Raw genomic sequence first — 14,151 nt, 5'->3', positions numbered from 1 at the left:
AGGACGCCCCATGGCGGTGCGCCCGAGGCGTCAACATGGAGCACGCGCAGCGCAGCGAGCATGAACGACGTTGACACCGACCAGCACCGCCAGACCCTGGCCACCGAGGAAGGACCCACCCACCCCGATCACGTGCATAATGCCGCTGAGTTCGCGCATGCCAAATCAGCCGTAGCCTCAGGATATGAAGATCGAGAGGATCGACCCCCGCGATACTGAGTGGGAGGACGATCGGCCGGTCTACCGGGTGTACTTCTGGCACCAGCCTCCAGCACCACCCGGGATTCCTCAGGGCCAGATGGGCTATCACAGCGACGAATATCGCCTCAGTGGGGCCGAGGACGTGCACGCGATCCTCGCCTGGGCAGCGGACACGGCGCGGCCAGAGCAAACCTGCACGCTTTACATCGAGCGCATAGAGGACGGCTCCCCGGGGCTCATCCACCTAGCAGGTAGCGACCCAACGGAGGATGACTGATCCGCCCTCCTCTGCCGCTGGAAGTGCGGTGACGTGTGCCGATGTCGGCGCAGTCAACACGGTCAGCCCGATTGCCCAGGCGCTCCCGTCAGACCGGGATGGGACACTTCCACGGTGGAGACACTCGAGCTCGACGGCCGCCGGTTTAACGTCGCTCGCGCGAACGAGTCGGATATCCCGGCCTTGGCCGCCCTGTTAGCGGATGATGTCTTGGGTTGCAAGCGTGAGTCGACCGACCTGGAGCGCTACGCGGTGGCGTTCCAGGAGATCGACCGCGATCCAAACCACCTCCTCGTCGCGGTCCGCGATGCCGAGGACAACCTCGTCGGGACCATGCAATTGACTCTCATCCCCGGCCTGACACGCAACGGGGCCAAGAGACTCCAGATCGAGGGGGTGCGCCTTGCGTCCGGCACGCGCGGCACCGGACTGGGAACAGCTCTGTTCGAGTGGGCTCACGAGTATGGCCACCGGCATGGCGCGACCCTGGTCCAATTGACCACCGACAAGACGCGCACCGATGCCCACCGCTTCTACGACAGGCTTGGCTACCAAGCCACCCACGAGGGCTACAAACGACCCCTGTGAACATCCGGAATTGCCGCCATGGCGAACAACAGTCGACGCCACCGAAGTGAGCGGAGCAGACGTCTCAGTGATGCTGCTCGCGAACGGCTCAGTGCGGCGGCAGCTGTTGCGAGGACCCGCGGAGCACAAGAGCGAAATCTCGGACCTCAAGGTCTCCAACACCCGGTGCTCATGCATCCCGGCGGCACACTCTACGGAGACCCTGCAGTTATCTCTCCTCAACACATGCCGTTCGCAACGGAGGACTGAGAGCCGGAGCATGCTGGCGGCCCTCAGCGGACGGTGACCACGCTGTCGTGCACCTGCCCACGGTCGCGGCGCTCCTCCAGGCGGCGCTTCTGCGGGCCAACGGTGTATTTCGGGTCCGTGGCGGACTCGATCCCGGCCTCCACGATCCCGAACCGGGTCAGCGAGGAGGCGCTTGCCAGCGCCAGGCCGGAGGCGACAGCGGCGACCCGGCTGCGGCCGGCCAGCAGGGTGCCCAAGCCGCCGGCGACCGTCAGCGCCCTGGCCAGTCGCAGCTTGGACCCGCCCGCTCCGGTGCGGACCGGCTCGTCCAGGTCCAGCTCGGTCAGGTGCTCCTCGAGACGGTGCATGGCGAGCAGCTCGGTGACGACTCCGATGAGCGCGAACCGCCGGGCGGGGCCGGTCTGGTCGGTCGGGGTGAGCACCAGCTGGACCCCGGCGGAGGCCAGGGCGGCCGACCCGACGAAGACGAAGGGGAGCTCCCGCCGGCTCTCCAACCAGACGGGAATCACCGTGTCCGACAGGAGGACCGACGTGTAGGCAGCCAGCGGCGCCGCGAACAGCGCCTGCCCGACGCTCGCCGGGTTGTCAACCGCCCGCACCAACCGCGCCAGGACACCGACAGGACCACGCTCGGGCAGCGGCAGCATCCGGGCCACCTCCGAGGCGGTGGTCGCCCCCGCGAACGCGGCATAGCCGGACAGGATCCAGGTGCCGACCGACATCGGCGAGGTGAGCTTGACCGTGCGCATCATGTTGAGGAAGCGCTCGGGCCGACCCAGGTCGGCCACCAGCAGAGCCCCGCTGACCGCGACCCCGGCCATCGCGGTGAGGCGGCTGTTGCGCCGGAGCAGCTCCCTCCCGGTGGCTGCCGCGCCCGCCGCGATGATGCCCGACCCCGCCGCCACGCCGCCGACGAACAGGTAGGCGGGTATCTCGTGCTTCCACGGGACGGGTTTGATGATGGCCCGGCCGTAGTAGCTGGAGAACTCCGCGTCCGGGACGGCCGGGGCCTCGCGCCGACCGCCGCCGTCACGGTTGAGCCAGCTGGTCCGGCCTCTGCCCATCCCACGGGACGCGTCCGAGACGGCGCCGCTGACCGCACCGCGCACGCCACTGCGGCGTCGTCGTCGGCCACCCTCCTCGGGCGGCCGGTAGCTGTCGAACGGTGAGGTGGTCACCGGCGGCCACCCAGGAAGGCCACCGCTCCCGCGGCGAGCAGGCCCAGGCCCGCGACCCCTGCCGCGCGGAACATCTCGGGCAGCTTGGACGTGGCGCAGACCGGGTCGGGCGGCAGCCCGTAGACCTCCGGCTCGTCCAGCAGCAGGAAGACCGAGCCGGTGCCGCCGACACCGTCGTCATCGTTGGCGCCGTAGAGGCGGGCCTCGGTGAACCCCTGCTCGTGGAGCTGCGCGACACGGTCCTGCGCGGCGGCGACCATGTCGTCACGCGCGCCGAACCGGATCGAGGTCGTCGGGCAGGTCTGGGCACAGGCCGGCTCCTGGTCGTGCCCGATCCGGTCGTAGCAGAGCGTGCACTTTTGTGCCACACCGATATTGGGCACGTGACCGTCGCCCGTGACGGACACGGACGAGTCCGTGCGACGCTCGATGACGCCGAACGGGCAGGCGCCCACGCAGTAACCGCAGCCGTTGCACACATCCGCCTGCACGACGACCGTCCCGTGCTCACTGCGGAAGAGCGCGCCGGTCGGGCAGACGTCGAGGCACCCGGCGTGGGTGCAGTGCTTGCACACGTCGGAGGCCATCAGCCACCGGAACTCCGGCAGCGGTCCCACCATCGGGGTGCCCTCGAGCGTCGTGCCCAGGTCGCCGTTCTCCGCGGACGCCTTCTGCGACAACAGCTCACCGAGCGAGGGGCCGTGCTCCTCGGGCGGGGCGGGCAGCGTGCCGTAGCCCGCCGGCACACCCCGGGAGGCGGGGGCAGGTGAGGGGGAGGGAGAGCCGACTGTCGGCATACCGAGGTCGACCAGGCGCCTGCCCGACTCCCGGGCGGCGGTGATCCGCTCCTGGCTCTGCTCGACGAAGGCGACGTGGCGCCACGTGCTCGCGCCCAGGCCCCCGGTGTTGTCGTAGGAGTTGCCGGTCAGGTCAAGGGCCCCGTCCATGGGCAGCGCGTTCCACTCCTTGCACGCCACCTCGCAGGCCTTGCAGCCGATGCAGATCGAGGTGTCGGTGAAGAAGCCCTTGCGGCTGGGCGGGTCCGACCAGCCGGCGTCCGCGGCGGGGTCGGTCCGTCCGGCCAGCTGGCGGGCCAGGTATCCCATCACCGGTCTCCTTGCGTGAGTCGGGCGTTGCCGGTCTCCACGGTGGCACCCGAGCGGGACTGGTAGTCGGCGACGAGCCGCCGCAGGGCCTCGCCGCGCGGCCGCCTCCCGGCCCGGATGTCACACGATCCCACCTTCGACTCCTGGATCTGCACGTTGGGGTCCAGGACGATGCCGAGCAGGTCGTTGGCGCCGTCGCCCTCCACGACGGCGTCACCGCCGACACCCCAGTGGTAGGGCAGGCCGATCTGGTGCACGGTGCGCCCCTGGACCGTCAGGGGACGCATGCGGTCGGTGACGAGCACCCGCGCCTCGATCGCGCTGCGGGCCGAGATGATCGTGGCCCAGTCACCGTTGGTCAGGCCGCGCTCTGCGGCGAGCTCGGGGGAGACCTCGCAGAACATCTCCGGCTGCAGCTCGGAGAGGTAGGGCAGCCAGCGGCTCATCCCGCCGGCGGTGTGGTGCTCTGTGAGCCGGTAGGTGGTGAAGACGTAGGGATAGACCTCTGCCCCCGGCTCGGCCCCGGACGGGCTCCACAGGTTGTCCTTGCGCGGGTAGGTGAGCCGGCTCGGGTTGCTCTGCTGGGCGTAGAGCGGGTTGGTGACGGGTGACTCCTGGGCCTCGTAGTGGGTCGGCAGGGGACCGTCCACCATGCCCCTGGGCGCGAACAGCCAGCCCTTGCCATCGGCCTGCATGATGAACGGGTCGTCGCCGGCCAGCGCCGCCGGGCCGCCCACGTCGGGATCGGGACGGAACGACGGCTCCCGGTCCACGGGGAAGTCCGGGATGTCCTTGCCGGTCCAGCGACGCGCCTCCTCGTCCCACCACACGTAGGCCTTGCGCTCGCTCCACGGCCTGCCCTGCGGGTCGGCGGAGGCCCGGTTGTAGAGGATCCGGCGGTTCAGGGGCCAGGCCCAGCCCCAGTCGTGGGCGACCTCGCCCTGGTCCCTCCCCGGCACGCGGTTGGCCGACCGGTTGACACCGCCGGCATAGACGCCGGTGTAGATCCAGCACCCGCCGGAGGTCGAGCCGTCGGGCCGCATCTGCGTGAACGAGTCGAGCAGCTCACCGGCGCGCTCACCGGTGAGGTGGTAGCCGTTGATCTCGCGCAGCACGGCCTCGCTGTCGGTCTCGCCGTGCGCGTCCTTGGGGTAGTCCCAGGTGAGGTCGAGCAGCGGCCGGTCACGCTCGTCGGTCGACCCGGCCAGCCGCGCCCGGACCCGGACGCCCAGCTCGTGGAAGAACTCCAGCTCGCTCTGGGCGTCACCTGGCGGTTGGACGGCCTGGTGGCGCCACTGGAGCATCCGCTGGGTCTGGGTGAAGGTGCCGGCCTTCTCGACGTGGTTGGCCGCCGGGAAGAAGAACACCTCGGTGTCGATGTCCTCGGTGCGCAGCTCGCCGGTGGCGATCTCGGGGGAGTCCTTCCAGAAGGTGGCCGTCTCGACCAGCTGGAAGTCCCGCACCACCAGCCACTTGAGGTGGGCCAGCGCCAGGCGCTGCATCGTGCCGTGGGCCGACCCGACCGCAGGGTTCTGCCCGACCACGAAGTAGCCCTCCACCTCGTCGTCGAGCATCGCCAGCACGGTCTGGTAGGTCCCGTGGGCTCCGGTCAGCCGCGGCAGGTAGTCGTAGCAGAAGTCGTTCTCGGGGGTCGCCGCGTCGCCCCACCACGCCTTGAGCAGGCTCGCGGTGTAGCTCTCGGCCTCCGTCCAGTAGCCCTTCTGCAGTGGTGAGGAGATCTGGGCGAGGTAGTCCTGCAGGGTGTCGTGCTCACCGACGATCGGCATCGGCAGGTAGCCGGGCAGGATGTTGAACAACGTCGGGATGTCGGTGGACCCCTGGATGCTGGCGTGGCCGCGCAGCGCCATGATCCCGCCCCCCGGTCGACCCATGTTGCCCATCAGCAGCTGGAGGATGGCGGCGGTCCGGATGAACTGTGCACCCAGGCTGTGCTGGGTCCAACCGAGCGCGTAGGCGAAGCAGGTGGTCCGTTCCCGCCCGGAGTTCTCTGTCAGGGCGCGGGCGACCTCGTGGAACTGCTCGACGGGGATACCGCAGACGTCTCGCACCATCTCGGGCGTGTACCGCCGGTAGTGCTTCCTGAGGATCTGGAAGACGCTGCGCGGATGCTGGAGGGTCTCGTCCCGGAGGACGTTGGCGTGGGAGAGGGCCGGACCGGCGGCCCCGTGCTGACCGCCGGCTGCCCGGGCACGCCGGCTCGCGCCGTGCTCGTCGCCCGCCGGGCTCTCGATCCCGCCGTCCGGGGACGCGTCGTCGCCCGCCGGACCACCGGTCTCCGGTGACGGTCCCTCGGGGGCCTCGCGCTCGGCATACGACCAGGAGGAGGGGTCATAGGTGCCGGTCTCGGGATCGAAGCCGGAGAAGATGCCGTCGAGGTCCTCCGTGTCGACGAAGTCCTCGCTGACCAGGGTCGCTGCGTTGGTGTAGGCAACGACATAGTCGCGGAAGTAGAGGTCGTTGCTGAGCACGTGGTTGATGAGCGCACCGAGCAGGACCACGTCGGTGCCCGCCCGGATCGGGACGTGCGTGTCAGCGATCGCGGACGTGCGGGTGAAGCGCGGGTCGACGTGGATGACCCGGGCGCCGCGGGCCTTGGCCTCGGAGACCCACTGGAACCCCACCGGGTGGCACTCGGCCATGTTGGAGCCCTGGATGATGATGCAGTCCGCGTTGGCCATGTCCTGCAGGGACTGGGTGGCGCCGCCGCGCCCGAACGAGGTCCCCAGACTGGGAACCGTGGAGCTGTGTCATATGCGGGCCTGGTTCTCGATCTGGATCGCCCCCGCCGCCGTGAACAGCTTCTTCATGAGGTAGTTCTCCTCGTTGTCGAGGGTGGCTCCCCCGAGCGAGGCGATCCCCATGGTGCGGCGCAGCCGCCGGCCCCTGTCGTCCAGCTCCTGCCAGGTGTCGGCGCGGCTCCGCACGAAGCGGTCGGCCACCATGTCCAGTGCCTCGTCGCGGTCCATCCGCCGGAACTCGGTCGCCCCGGGGGCCCGGTAGAGGACGTGGGTCTGCCGGGTCGGAGAGTTCACGAGCTGCTCGCTCGCCGCGCCCTTCGGGCACAGCCGGCCACGACTGACGGGGGAGTCCGGGTCACCCTCGATCTGGACGACCTTCTCGTCCTTGACGAAGACCTTCTGGCCACAGCCGACGGCGCAGTACGGGCAGACGCTCTGCACGACGCGGTCGGCGGTGACCGTGCGGGGCTGGTGCTCGCGCGTCCGACGCGAGGTCGCGGCCGCACCGCGCCCCAGGAGGTCGCCGGTGGCCAGCTGTCGCAGCACGGGCCACCCGAGGAAGGTCGAGTCCCTTGGGGCCATGGACCTCAGGCTACTTCGCCGGGATAGACCACGCCCACCTGTCGCCGGATCTCGTCGGTGGTGGTGAGTATGCCGATCGTCTCGTCCGGGGGAAGCAGCGGCGACTCTGTGGTCCCGTCGGCGACGAGCTGGGCGAGGTGGGCAGCCTGGTAGACGAGCCCCTCGTGGCCCCGGATCGGCCCGGGGTCGGCCGTCAGTCGGGTCCTGCCGTCCGCGGATGTCAGTGTCAGGGGCACGGGCAGGTAGAAGTCTCCCGGCAGGTCCACCCGCGCGAGCTCACCGACCACGGCGGCCCTGGTGTGCGTCCGCTCGGCCAGCGTCGTGGTGAGGACGGCCTCCGCCCCACCGGCGTGCAGGACCGCGCGCACCTGCTCGTCGACACCGCTCGATGTCAGGGTGCCGGTGGCCGTGACCTCGTCGGGTGGACCGAGCACGAGCGACGCGAAGGAGACCGGATAGATGCCCAGGTCGAGCAGGGCACCTCCGGCCAGGGCCGGGTTGTGCAGACGGTCGGCGTCCTGCGCGCCGATGAGCTGTCCGTGGTCCGCCTCGACCGTGCGGACCGCGCCGAGCGCCCCGTCGGCGAGCAGCTGCCGCAGCACGTCGGCGGTCGGCAGGAAGCGGGACCACATCGCCTCGAGCACCACGACGCCGGCCGCGCGGGCAGCCTCGGCGACCTCGCGAGCCTCCGCCGCGTTGCGCGTGAACGCCTTCTCGACCAGGACGTGCTTGCCCGCCGCGATCGCCAGGAGGGCGTGCTCCCGGTGGTGGGAGTGCGGGGTCGCGACATAGACGACCTCGACGTCCGGGTTGCTCACCAGGGCCTCGTAGCCGCCGTGCACGTGGGTGATGCCGAACTCGGCGGCAAAGCCCCGGGCCCGCTGCACCGTCCGTGAGCCCACGGCCACGATCTGCTGGTGGGAGTGGGTGAGCAGGGCTCCGGCGAAGGCACGGGCGATGGTCCCGGGGCCGAGGACTCCCCAGCGCAGCGGGGGAGCGTCGGCAGGATCCGGGACCCGGCTGAGCGGCACGGAGGAGAGCACGCGCTCACCGTAGTCGCCTGTTCCGATCCTCCCTCAGAATGCGGATGCGACGTTCCGATCCTCCCCAAGAATGGGGGTCGGTAGGATCGGCGCGGTCGCGCGCTCGCTCGGCCCACGGCATACATCTGAGGTGCCGTCACCACCACCCTCGAGGAGACCAACGTGAAGCTGTGGACCGTGCACGGCGACGGCTACCGGATCAAGCCGGGCCAGGTGGTCTCACCCGGCGAACGCCTGGCGTGGGTGCCCACTATCGGCATCGGCATGCAGCACGTCGTGGCGATGTTCGGCGCGACCTTCCTGGTGCCGCTCATCACCGGCTTCCCGCCCAGCACCACGCTGCTGTTCAGCGGCATCGGCACGCTGCTGTTCCTGCTCATCACGGGCAACCGGGTGCCGTCCTACCTCGGGTCCTCCTTCGCCTTCCTGGCGCCCATCGCGGCCGCGCAGGGCCAGCACGGCCCGGCCGGTGCCCTCGGCGGCGTGGTGATGGCGGGCGCGACGCTCTTCCTGATCGGCCTCATCGTCCAGGCCGTGGGGCACGCGTGGATCAGCCGGCTCATGCCGCCGATGGTGACCGGCGCGATCGTCGCGCTGATCGGGCTCAACCTGGCACCGTCGGCGTGGAACAACGTCGAGCAGGCGCCGGTGACCGCCTTCGCGACGTTGCTGGCCATCGTCCTGTGCACCGTGCTGTTCCGCGGGCTCATTGGGCGCCTGTCGATCCTGCTGGGCGTCGTCGTCGGCTACGCCGTGGCGGCGCTCCGCGGCGAGGTCGACACGGCCGCGATCGGTGAGGCGGCCTGGGTGGGGGCTCCGGAGTTCCTGCTGCCGGACTTCCACTGGAACGTCGCCGGGCTCTTCCTGCCCGTGGTGCTGGTGCTCGTCGCGGAGAACATCGGCCACGTGAAGTCGGTGGCCCAGATGACGGACAGCTCGTCTGAGGCCCTGGACCCCTACATCGGGCGGACCCTCATGTCCGACGGCCTGGCCACCACCCTGGCCGGCGCGGGCGGCGGGTCCGGCACCACGACCTACGCCGAGAACATCGGCGTGATGGCGGGGACCAAGGTCTACTCGACCGCCGCCTACTGGGTGGCCGGCCTCACCGCGATCGGGCTGGCGTTCCTGCCCAAGTTCGGCGCCGCGATCCAGACCGTGCCGGTCGGGGTGCTCGGCGGTGCCGCGACCGTGCTCTACGGCATGATCGGCGTGCTGGGCTTCCGCATCTGGGTCGAGCACCGCGTGGACTTCAGCAACCCGATCAACCTGACCACGGGCGCCGTCGCGCTGATCGTGGGCATCGCCAACTACACGTGGGTCGTGGGAGACCTGGCCTTCGAGGGCATCGCGCTCGGCACGGCTGCGGCGCTGGTGCTCTACCACGGCATGCACGGCATCAACCGTGTCACCGGCGCGGTCGCCAGCGAGGGCGACCACCTGCAGGTCGGCGGCTCGACCCACCCGGCGCCGGAGCTGGCGACGCCGGACTGGAACGACCCGGGCCCGTCCCCGCGTTGAGGGACCACGCCTGACGCCACCCGGGACGCGGGTGGACGGTGACGGACTGCCCTGCCCTGAGCGTGGGCGGAGGGGGCGTCAGGCGCTGTGCCGCTCCGCCGCGCGGCGCAGCTCCGCCTCGTGGTTGGTGCGCTGCAGGTAGTCCCGGATCGTGTCGCGGCTGCGGGTGAGGCAGGCGATCCGCTCCTCGATGGGGACGAGCTCTGCGGCCAGCAGCTCGGCCGTCTCCTGCGGGCACGTCGGTTCGTCGTGGGCGGCCGCGTCCTCGGCCTCGATCAGGACCTTGACGAGCCGGGTCGGCAGTCCGGCCTGCACGAGGCCGGCGACCCGCTGGATCCGGTCGACGTGCTCCTCCCGGTAGCTGCGGTAGCCGTTCGACATGCGATCGGCCTCGAGCAGCCCCTGCTGTTCGTAGTAGCGGATGAGCCGGGGCGGCACCTGCGTGCGTCGTGCCACGTCACCGATCCTCACGGCTCTCACCTCATCCTTGACATTGACATTAGTGTCAAACTCTACCGTCGAAGGATGAACTCCTCCACCGGCCGCACCCGCCCCGCGAGCCCCCTCACGAGGCCCGTCACGCGCACCACCGGACCCGCGCCCCGGCTCCCGTGGCCACCACTGCTGGCGCTGGGCACCGCCACGCTGGTCATGGTCACCGCCGAGATGCTCCCCACCGCGGTCCTCGTCCCGATGAGCGAGGGCCTGGGGGTCGCGGAGTCCCGGATCGGCCAGCTCGTGGCCGCGTGGGCGCTCACGGTCGTCGTCGCCAGCATCCCGCTCACCCGCGTGACGCGGCGTCTCGACCGACGCGCCCTGATCCTCACCGGACTGGCCGTCGTGGCCGCCTCGTCGTTCGTCACCGCCACCTCCCCCACCTACGAGATCGCCTTCGCGGCCCGCCTGGCCGGCGCTGCGGCCGTCGGTCTGCTCTGGGCCACCGCCAACGCGCACGTCGCGGACCTGGTGCCCGGGGAGATCCTCGGGCCGGCGGTGGCGGTCCTGCTGGGTGGGGCGACCTTCGGACTGGTGCTGGGCACGCCCGCCGCCCGCCTGGTCGCCGACCTGTGGGGGTGGCGCTCGGCCTTCGCGATGCTCGGCGCGGGGGCGCTCCTCACCCTCGCCCTGGTGCGGTGGACGGTGCCGGCGCAGCCGCGGAAGGTCCCCGAGGTCCGTGCGGTGGACGGTGTGCGGGCACCGCTGACTCCGATTCTGGCCGTGACGGGGCTGGTGGGCATGCTGCTCGTCGGGTTCTACGGCACCTACACCTTCATCACGCGCCTCGGTGAGCCGGCGGCCGGCATCGTGCCCGGCGGCATGAGCGGCCTCCTCCTCGCCTTCGGCGTCGCGTCGGCCCTGGGGGTGGCCGCCGCCGGGCGGGTCAGGGGGCACGCGACCTGGCTGGCAGTGGCCGGCGCGGCGACCGCGCTCGCGCTGTTCGCCCTGCACTGGGCCGACCGTTCCCCGGTGGGTGTCGCGGTCGTCATCGGGCTCGGCCTCGTGACCGGTGCACTGCCCCCGCTCGCCCAGACCGAGATCCTGCAGCGTGCCGGTGAGGCACACCGGGATCTCGCCGCCGTGCTCATCCCGGTCGTCTTCAACGGAGGCATCGCCGTCGGTGCGGCGGTGGCGAGCCTGCTGGTCGCGCAGCACGGCACCTGGGCGCTGCCCGGGCCGGCCGCCCTCACGGCTGCGGTCGCCGCCCTCGGGTTGTGGGTCGTCCGTCGCAGACCGGGTCCGTGACCGTCCACGGGTCGCGCGTGACACACGCTGTCAGGAGGTGGCCTCGGCCAACAGCTCCAGGACGTGGCGGTAGGGCTGGCCGGTCGCGCGGGTCATCCCGATCTCGCAGGTCCGGTTGCAGGAGACGTATGCCGTCTCACCCGGGCGCTGCGCCGCGGCCAGGGCGACCTCGGTCGCCTCGGCGGCGGTCGCCGAGGCGGTGAGCTCGGGGTGCAGCAGGCCGCGGTCCCCGGCGAAGGCGCAGCAGCCCCAGGCCACCGGGACCACGACGTCGTCGGACACCGCTCGGGCCAGGTCGATGAGCGCACCGGTCGTGCCCGCACGCTCGGTGGAGCAGGTCGGGTGGACGACAACCGACGGACGCGAGCGCGTCACCGAGAGGCGGGGGAGCACGGTGTCGCGGACGAACTCCACGGCGTCCACGACCCTCAGCTCCGGGGCGCGCGAGGTCAGCATCGTGACCAGGCCCTCCGCGCAGGACGACGCCTCGACGACGACGGGCAGACGGCCGTCGTCGGTGGCGGCGCGCAGGGCGGGCACGACGCGGTCGGCCATCAGCTCGTAGCCGCTCGTCAGGCCCTTGGACTTCCACGGTGTGCCGCAGCAGAGCCCGCCCAGACCCTCTGGCGTGCGCAGCGGCACCTCGGCCCGGACACACAGGTCCACCAGGGCACCGGTGGCACCGGAGCCGTGGCGGTGGACCGGGGCGCCGGGCTCCGTGCCGAACATCTCCCCGATGCAGGCGCTGAACAGGACGGCCTCCGGGGCCTGCGGTGACAACCGCGGACGGGACGTGCCTCCCCGAGGCAACCGGGCGTCATACTCGGGGACCCGGTCGTGGCTCACCACGGTCCGCACCGCGCGGGTCGCACTGACCGGCAGGCCGGAGGGGAGGATCTTGGCGGCGGTCAGGGCCGCGCCACCGAGCGGACTCAGCGCGCCCCAGGAGCGGGCCGCGAGGGCCCAGGCGCGGTCGGCGAGGCGCGACTGCGACTCCCGCCGCAGTCGTCGCGTGAGGTCGCCGGTGTCGATGAGCACCGGGCACGCGGTCTGGCACATGCCGTCGACGGCGCACGTCTGGTTGCCGTCGTAGTCGTAGTCGCGCTCCAGGGCGTCGGCGAGGGCGTGGTCGCCGGAGGCCCGGGCGGTCTGGATGTCGCGGCGCACGACGATCCGCTGCCGCGGGGTGAGCGTGAGGTCCTTGGAGGGGCAGACCGGCTCGCAGTAGCCGCACTCGACGCAGCGGTCGACCTCCTCCTCGACACGCGGGTTGGGCTTGAGGTCGCGCAGGTATGACGTGGGGTCGTCGGAGAGGACGGCGCCCGGGTTGAGCAGTCCGCGGGGGTCGATGAGCCGCTTGAGCTGCCACATCACCTGGTAGAGCTCGTCGCCGTACTGGCGGCGCACGAACGGCGCCATGATGCGACCGGTCCCGTGCTCGGCCTTCAGGGACCCGCCGTGGCCGAGGACCAGGTCGACCATGTCGTGCGTGAACGCCTCGTAGCGGCGCAGCGAGGCCGGGTCGTCGAACCGCTCGTTGAGCATGAAGTGGACGTTGCCGTCACGGGCGTGACCGAAGATCACCGACTCCTCGTAGGAGTGCGCCGCGAACAGCTCGGTCAGGGCGACGCAGGTCTCGCCGAGGACGTCGACCCCCACGACGACGTCCTCCAGGAGGGCGTTCGTGCCGGCCGGGCGGGCGCCGGCGACGGCGGAGAACAGTCCCTTGCGGACCCGCCACAGGCCGGCCCGCGCCGAGGTGTCACGGGTGAGCTCGAGGGCGGTGGAGAGGGGCAGGTCCTCCAGCGTCGGCGTGGCCGCCGCGACCGCGTCCTCGAGCTCCTCCCCGGTGCTGCCCTGCCACTCGACCAGGAGGGCCGCGTGGTCGACCACCGAGAGCGCGGCGATCTGTGCGGGGCAGGTGGGGTCCTGTTGCGCCACCTTCAGCGAGGCGGCGTCGAGCAGCTCCGCGGTGCCGGTGCCCGTGCCCACGAGGGCGGGGACGGAGCCGGTGGCGGCGGCGACCGAGTCGAACACCAGCAGGCCCGTGCTGACGTGGGGATAGACCGGGACGGTGCGGAAGGTCGCCGAGGCGACGAAGCCGAGGGTCCCCTCGCTGCCGATCATCAGGTGCACGAGCATGTCCAGCGGGGACTCGAAGTCCACCAGGGCGTTGAGGCCGTAGCCCATGGTGTTCTTCATCGCGAAGAGACGCGTGATCGTCGCCACCGACTCGGCGTTGTCGAGGACCCGTCGCCGCAGCGCGAGCAGGCCGGCGACGAGCTCCGGCTCTCGGGCGGCCAGCTCGGCCTCCGCGTCGGGAGCGGCTGAGTCGATCGTGGTGCCCGTCGGCAGGACCAGCACCATCGACTCGAGGGTGGCGTAGGTGTTGAGCTCCGTGCCGCAGTGCATGCCGCTGGAGTTGTTGGCGACCACCCCGCCGATGGTGCAGGCGCCCTCGCTGGCCGGGTCGGGGCCGAGCTTGCGCCGGTACGGCGCCAGCCGGGCGTTGACCGCCCGCACCGTGACACCCGGCTGGACACGCACGCGGGCGCCGCCGTCCAGCACCTCGACCTGCGTGAAGTGACGTCGCGTGTCGACCAGCACGGCGTCGGTGATCGCCTGCCCGGACAGGCTGGTCCCTCCGGAGCGGAACGTCACCGGCGCGCCGGCGACGTCGCAGGCTGCCAGCACCGCGGCCACCTGCGCGGTCGAGGTCGGCCGGACCAGGAGCTCCGGGGTCAGCAGGTAGTGCGAGGCGTCGTGCGCCATCGCGTGCAGGTCCAGCGGTCGCCGGCTGACGGCCGCCTCACCGAGCACCTCGGTGAGATCGGTCGCCAGCGTGGTGAGGTCAGGCGCCGCAACGACTGCTCGTGGGGTCATGATCGCGTATGCCGACAGTCG

10 protein-coding genes are annotated in these 14,151 nt (G+C 71.4%); 4 read left to right on the top strand and 6 right to left on the bottom strand.

Annotated elements, in window-relative coordinates:
• The first annotated feature begins 184 nt into the window (after positions 1-184).
• Entirely contained in the window at positions 185-478 is a 294-nt protein-coding gene (locus DA085_RS14890; protein WP_109473752.1) for a hypothetical protein, read from the top strand.
• Between the two features lie 114 nt (positions 479-592).
• Positions 593-1,066, top strand: coding sequence for a GNAT family N-acetyltransferase (locus DA085_RS14885; protein ID WP_109473751.1), 474 nt, complete (start codon positions 593-595; stop codon positions 1,064-1,066).
• 272 nt (positions 1,067-1,338) lie between these two features.
• On the opposite strand, the gene nrfD is transcribed toward DA085_RS14885, so the two are convergent.
• From nrfD to DA085_RS14860, 4 genes are read right to left on the bottom strand one after another with little or no spacing between them, the layout of a single operon-like run.
• Positions 1,339-2,493 carry an NrfD/PsrC family molybdoenzyme membrane anchor subunit gene (gene nrfD / locus DA085_RS14880; RefSeq protein ID WP_109473750.1) on the bottom strand — a complete coding sequence of 385 codons (1,155 nt, stop codon included), beginning with the start codon at positions 2,491-2,493 and terminating at the stop codon, positions 1,339-1,341.
• On the bottom strand, positions 2,490-3,599 hold the full coding sequence (locus DA085_RS14875) for a 4Fe-4S dicluster domain-containing protein (RefSeq protein ID WP_109473749.1): 1,110 nt from the start codon (positions 3,597-3,599) through the stop codon (positions 2,490-2,492). Before DA085_RS14875 ends, nrfD begins: the two co-directional genes overlap by 4 nt.
• Positions 3,599-6,940 (bottom strand): formate dehydrogenase, encoded by a 3,342-nt coding sequence (gene fdh / locus DA085_RS14870; protein WP_237565545.1) that lies wholly within the window; start codon positions 6,938-6,940, stop codon positions 3,599-3,601. The genes DA085_RS14875 and fdh overlap by 1 nt, the downstream gene beginning before the upstream one ends.
• Before the next feature lie 5 nt (positions 6,941-6,945).
• Positions 6,946-7,983: a Gfo/Idh/MocA family protein gene (locus tag DA085_RS14860; protein ID WP_202619258.1), complete on the bottom strand. Its 1,038-nt coding sequence runs from the start codon at positions 7,981-7,983 to the stop codon at positions 6,946-6,948.
• A 168-nt stretch (positions 7,984-8,151) separates the two neighbouring features.
• On the opposite strand from DA085_RS14860, the gene DA085_RS14855 reads away from it, so the two are divergent.
• Positions 8,152-9,504: a uracil-xanthine permease family protein gene (locus DA085_RS14855; RefSeq protein ID WP_202619261.1), complete on the top strand. Its 1,353-nt coding sequence runs from the start codon at positions 8,152-8,154 to the stop codon at positions 9,502-9,504.
• Positions 9,505-9,582: 78 nt separating this feature from the next.
• On the opposite strand, the gene DA085_RS14850 is transcribed toward DA085_RS14855, so the two are convergent.
• Complete coding sequence (locus tag DA085_RS14850) at positions 9,583-9,975, bottom strand: MerR family transcriptional regulator (protein ID WP_109473745.1); 393 nt, start codon at positions 9,973-9,975, stop codon at positions 9,583-9,585.
• Positions 9,976-10,029: 54 nt separating this feature from the next.
• Here DA085_RS14850 and DA085_RS14845 point away from each other — a divergent pair, with 54 nt between their 5' ends.
• The gene (locus DA085_RS14845) at positions 10,030-11,247 is read left to right on the top strand and encodes an MFS transporter (RefSeq protein ID WP_109473744.1); all 1,218 of its coding nucleotides are present in this window, start codon (positions 10,030-10,032) and stop codon (positions 11,245-11,247) included.
• 30 nt (positions 11,248-11,277) lie between these two features.
• Here DA085_RS14845 and DA085_RS14840 read toward each other — a convergent pair whose 3' ends face one another.
• Entirely contained in the window at positions 11,278-14,130 is a 2,853-nt protein-coding gene (locus tag DA085_RS14840; RefSeq protein ID WP_109473743.1) for an FAD-binding and (Fe-S)-binding domain-containing protein, read from the bottom strand.
• Between the last annotated feature and the right edge of the window lie 21 nt (positions 14,131-14,151).

The organism is Ornithinimicrobium cavernae (genome assembly GCF_003121625.1).
GTDB classification, from domain to species: domain Bacteria; phylum Actinomycetota; class Actinomycetes; order Actinomycetales; family Dermatophilaceae; genus Ornithinicoccus; species Ornithinicoccus cavernae.
Note: the sequence above shows the minus strand (reverse complement) of the source record. Positions and strands in the feature narration are given on the sequence as shown.

Excerpts from the sequence above, each read along its gene's own strand:
- DA085_RS14890 (WP_109473752.1), top strand. The coding sequence starts at position 185 with ATGAAGATCGAGAGGATCGACCCCCGCGATACTGAGTGGGAGGACGAT.
- DA085_RS14875 (WP_109473749.1), bottom strand. The coding sequence starts at position 3,599 with ATGGGATACCTGGCCCGCCAGCTGGCCGGACGGACCGACCCCGCCGCG.
- DA085_RS14840 (WP_109473743.1), bottom strand. The coding sequence starts at position 14,130 with ATGACCCCACGAGCAGTCGTTGCGGCGCCTGACCTCACCACGCTGGCG.
- DA085_RS14845 (WP_109473744.1), top strand. The coding sequence starts at position 10,030 with ATGAACTCCTCCACCGGCCGCACCCGCCCCGCGAGCCCCCTCACGAGG.